Below are 3,996 nucleotides of genomic sequence, written 5' to 3' on the forward strand. Positions count from 1 at the left end.
CATCAGTTCTCGGGCGGCAGCGCAGACGAATAGGGAGTCCATGGTGCATGACATGGTGGGAAAAGACATGAGCAAAGAGTACCCGCCTGTCGGGCAGTACGTAAAAGACGAGGTGATATTGGAACTCCAGGACGTTTCTCTGCATGATACGCTGAAAAATATCAATCTGAATATCCGCAAAGGCGAGGTTGTTGCTCTGGCTGGCTTGGTGGGAGCGGGACAGCGTGAGATTGCCAATGTAATTTTTGGAATTGATAAGCCTACTTCAGGAAAAGTTATTTACAAAGGAAAAACGGTCAAGCCAACTCCGCAGAAGTCCGTGGAAAACGGTGTGGCATTTTTGACGGAGAGCCGAAAAAAAGACGGACTGTTTTTAGAACACAGCATCCTGTTTAACACGACGATTTCAAATCTTCAGGAGATGAGGTCGGGCCCGTTTATCAATGCCAGACGCGAACGGCAGAAGGCAAAGGAAATCGTAGAAAGTATTTCCTTGAAATACGATGGCCTGGATATCCAACCTGTTCAAATATAACATAAGCCAACGGGAAAACATGATCCCGCTCCGCTTGGAATTGGATAACCTGGTTTATTATATGAAGATCCAGAAATACCGATATCTCGATAAGATTGATCTTACCATGGATATTGAACATGATGACAATATTCTCAGCACAAAAATCCCGAAGCTGACATTGCAGCCGATCATAGAGAATGCTATTTATCACGGCTTGGAACCGAAGCTTGGAAAGGGAACTATAAAAATTCGCGTATGCAGAACTGGAGATGTTCTTTGCATTACCATTTTGGACGACGGCGTAGGAATGGACGAAGAAACGCTGATTCAGACCAAAAAGCACCTTTGCGGGCAAGCTCCGGAGCCAATTTATGCAAAGGGCCCTTCTCACGGCATTGCGCTCTACAACGCGAATCGGCGAATTCAGCAATGTTTTGGATGCAATTACGGAATCAGCATATACAGCACAAAGATGGTAGGCACACGGGTGGAACTTACTTTTCCTTACAGAAAGGAATTGGACGGCAATGAATCAGCCCTTGCTTAAATGCGAGAAAATCGGCTTTCGTTCGATGTTTGACGTCAACTTTTCGCTGTTTGAAAGTGACTTGCTGATGATCATAGGCTTGAGAGGCAGTTATCTCCATGAACTGTTCAATATTTTGAGCGGGAATGAGCAGAAATATTGTGGAAGGCTCTGCCTGGATGGAAATCCTGTCACCTTTATATCTCCAACAGACGCAAACAATCACGGGATCTATGTGATTCAAAATTCCTCTGCCATAATAGAAAATTTTAAGCTGAGTGAGAATATTTTTCTGGCCCCGCATCCTGTGAAAGCCCCTTTTTTTCTGTGCAGAACCAACCTTGATTCGGCGGCTGACGAGCTCCTCCAATGTATGGAACTTCCGCTGCAGGGCAATATGTATGGCGGAGCATGCGATACTTTTGAACGCCATGCTGTTATGGCGGCCCGGGCTGTTGCACATGGTGCGAAGATAATAATATTCGAAAATACAATGGACAATTATACGGACGTCCAAATTAGAAGATTCAAAGGACTGCTGAAAATTCTACAGGAAAAGGGCATCGGAGTTGTCGTGTTTTCCGGTGTAATTACAAGTATATTTGAACAAGCGAATCAGATTCTGGTTTTGCGGGATGCGACGGTGGCTCATGTGTTTGAAAAAGGAGAGGTAAACAAATCCCTGCTTTTTCAGGCGTTGACCCAGGGACAGTATCCTTCTGCGACATATAAGGATAGCGAAGCAGAGCAGCCCCCCGTATTGATTCAGCTGCGCGGCTTTCGCCCCGGCGGATATATGGGAGCTTCTCTGAACCTGTCCGTGCCCCGGTCGGATATTGTGAGTTTAATTGCAGATGATGTCACAAATTCCAGTTTGATTCTGGAAAGCATTTTTGGCTTGAATCCATTCAAGGGTGAGATGATACTGAATGCATCTCCTTGCCGATTTATTTCCTGCAGCGACGCTATCGCTGCAGGGATCGGGATGGTTTACGGGGAACCTGATAAAAATCTTTTCACAAATTTTAAAGCAGAGGAAAACGTCTCCTTAATGCTGGGCAAACATACAGACCATGTCGGTGGCTTTACAAACAGAAGCATAAACCAATATCTGGCATCAAAAGCTGCCGAAAAATATGGAATAAGCCAGGATGTTCTTGACATTGCAGATGTTGAAGAACTGTCAAATATTCAAAAAATCAGTTTGGCGCTTTTGCGATGGCTAGTATTGAAGCCGAAGTTGCTTTTGATGATACACCCTTACTGCAGTTTGGATGAAGTGGAACGTTTGGAGCTAAACAAGCTCCTTCTGCAAATTGCGTCAAGCGGGATCAGTATTTTGCTTCTATCTCCATTTGTGTCCGATATTATTCAGGTGAGCAGCCGAACGATTGAAATTTGAAAATTAAGGACGGAGAAATCTGCTTCTCCGCCCTTGATTTTGTCTGAATACAGACGTTTTTTAACGGTTCTTATCATTGCAAATCCATCGCGGGGGGGATATAATACCCACAGTGCCGGGGCAGCCATTTTCGTGCGCACCCTTGGCTGACCTGCGCTTCGGCGCGCTTTCGGAGGTGCTTATGTCCCGCCGCCGCGTCCATCTCAACGCCGTTCAAACGCTGACCATCGGCTTCGCCTGTCTGATTCTGGCGGGGGCGGTGCTGCTGATGCTGCCTGTTTCCTCCCGATCGGGAGAGTCGATTCCCTTTCTGAACGCCCTGTTTACCTCCGCTTCCGCCTCCTGCGTGACGGGACTGGTGCTGTACGACACATGGACCCAGTTCTCCCTCTTTGGCCAGGCGGTGATCCTGCTGCTGATCCAGATCGGCGGTCTGGGTTTTATGACCATTTCCATTCTGGTGGCGATCCTGCTGCACCGGCGCATCGGTCTGCACCAGCGCTCGGTATTGATGGACACCGTGGGCGCGCTCCAGGTAGGCGGCGTGGTGCGGCTGACCCGGCGGGCTCTGACTGTAACGGCCGCCTGCGAGGGTACCGGAGCGGTGCTGCTGGCTTTCTGGTTCTGCCCGCGGTTTGGCCTGGGCCGGGGCCTTTGGATGGCGGTATTCCATGCGGTATCTGCTTTCTGCAATGCGGGGTTTGATCTGCTGGGCACCGGGGCTTCCCTGACTACCGAGGCGGGAGAGCCGCTGCTGAATGTGGTGATCATGGCCTTGATCGTGGCCGGAGGCTTGGGATTTCTGGTGTGGGACGACGTGCTGGTCCATCGGCTGAACGTCCGCCGTTACCGGCTCCACAGCAAACTGGTGCTGACGGGTACAGCCGTGCTGCTGGTATCCGGAACGGCGCTGTTCTATGTAATCGAAGGCGATCACGCTTTCGCCGGCGTCCCCGCTGGGCAGCGGCTTTTAATGGCGGCGTTTCAGTCGGTGACCTGCCGTACCGCCGGGTTCAACACCGCGGATCTGATGGCCCTGAGCCAGGCCGGCGTGCTGGTCAGCATGGCGCTGATGTTCATTGGAGCCGGATCCGGCTCCACCGGCGGCGGTATCAAGGTCAATACTTTCGCAGTATTGCTGCTGGGCATCCGGGCCAGAATGCTGCGTAAGGACGACGTCAACGTTTTCCGCCGCCGTCTGGACGAGGACACCATTCAGCAGGCCTTTTCCTCTGTCAGCATTTTTGCTCTGACATGCCTGGCCGGATGTCTGGTGCTCTGCCTGGAGGGGGTTCGGGTGGACGATGCGCTGTTTGAGGCTGTCTCCGCTATCGGCACCGTAGGTCTGACCCATGGAGTGACGCCCACCTTGAAAACCGCCTCCAAGGTGGCCATCACACTGCTGATGTTTGCCGGGCGGGTGGGGAGTTTGTCTGTGGCCATGGCTATGACCCGTGACCGGCCTCACCCCAAGGTCCGCAGCGTGCCGGAGAAGATCTTGATCGGATAAGAGGGAGGAATACGTTATGAAATCCTTTTTGGTGATCGGCC

Annotated in this window: 4 protein-coding genes; all 4 read left to right on the forward strand. The window is 50.9% G+C overall.

The genetic code is table 11. The features are described 5' to 3' along the window. Nucleotides 1–535 (forward strand): ATP-binding cassette domain-containing protein (locus tag AC1WIP_RS12560; RefSeq protein WP_481142150.1); only part of this gene is annotated, 535 nt, incomplete at its 5' end. A 61-nt stretch (nt 536–596) separates the two neighbouring features. Continuing rightward, entirely contained in the window at nt 597–1,064 is a 468-nt protein-coding gene (locus AC1WIP_RS12565; protein WP_481142151.1) for a sensor histidine kinase, read from the forward strand. Continuing rightward, complete coding sequence (locus AC1WIP_RS12570) at nt 1,045–2,445, forward strand: sugar ABC transporter ATP-binding protein (RefSeq protein ID WP_481142152.1); 1,401 nt, start codon at nt 1,045–1,047, stop codon at nt 2,443–2,445. The genes AC1WIP_RS12565 and AC1WIP_RS12570 overlap by 20 nt, the downstream gene beginning before the upstream one ends. 181 nt (nt 2,446–2,626) lie before the next feature. Beyond that, complete coding sequence (locus AC1WIP_RS12575) at nt 2,627–3,955, forward strand: TrkH family potassium uptake protein (protein WP_481142153.1); 1,329 nt, start codon at nt 2,627–2,629, stop codon at nt 3,953–3,955. Nucleotides 3,956–3,996 lie beyond the last annotated feature (41 nt).

The sequence above is a fragment of the Acetatifactor sp. genome (assembly GCF_982438285.1).

Excerpts from the sequence above, each read along its gene's own strand:
- AC1WIP_RS12575 (WP_481142153.1), top strand. The coding sequence starts at position 2,627 with ATGTCCCGCCGCCGCGTCCATCTCAACGCCGTTCAAACGCTGACCATC.
- AC1WIP_RS12565 (WP_481142151.1), top strand. The coding sequence starts at position 597 with ATGAAGATCCAGAAATACCGATATCTCGATAAGATTGATCTTACCATG.
- AC1WIP_RS12570 (WP_481142152.1), top strand. The coding sequence starts at position 1,045 with ATGAATCAGCCCTTGCTTAAATGCGAGAAAATCGGCTTTCGTTCGATG.